Source organism: Klebsiella sp. 1SOBk10mer, assembly GCF_046602535.1.
Classification (GTDB): domain Bacteria; phylum Pseudomonadota; class Gammaproteobacteria; order Enterobacterales; family Enterobacteriaceae; genus Klebsiella; species Klebsiella quasipneumoniae.
Map to the genome: position 1 here is coordinate 1 of NZ_JBKIUP010000068.1, position 412 is coordinate 412.

The 412-nt window shown below is 48.5% G+C and carries 2 protein-coding genes; both read left to right on the forward strand.

The features are described 5' to 3' along the window. On the forward strand, positions 1-213 hold a 213-nt coding region (locus tag ACLH1I_RS26650), incomplete at its 5' end, for a hypothetical protein (protein ID WP_411302958.1). 111 nt (positions 214-324) lie between these two features. Further along, the coding region (locus ACLH1I_RS26655) for an IS1 family transposase (RefSeq protein WP_305219426.1) at positions 325-412 on the forward strand (88 nt) is incomplete at its 3' end.

The window sequence follows — 412 nt, forward strand, 5'->3', positions numbered from 1 at the left end:
CATGGTGCGTGCGTTGAACAGGATGACAAAGGCTGGGATGCCAGAAAGCGTGCGTATTGCCTGAAAATCCAGCCAGCTACAGGGTCGTTCGCACGAAATCTTATTTATTCAACAAAGCCCACACCAGATTACGCAGTCATGTTATTCTTTGCTGTAAGTCCTCGCACAGCCTTAATCTCTAAATTCCGCTCTTCGCTCACAGCGGACAATTAACTTCACAAGTGAGAACCATCAGATCATCTTTTGAACGGGTAGGTACCTGCCGCTACGGTAATGCTGCCAACTTACTGATTTAGTGTATGATGGTGATTTTAAGGTGCTTGCGTGGCTTCCATTTCCATCAGATGTCCTTCCTGCTCCGCTACTGAAGGCGTGGTGCGTAACGGCAAAAGCACTGCCGGACATCAGCGCT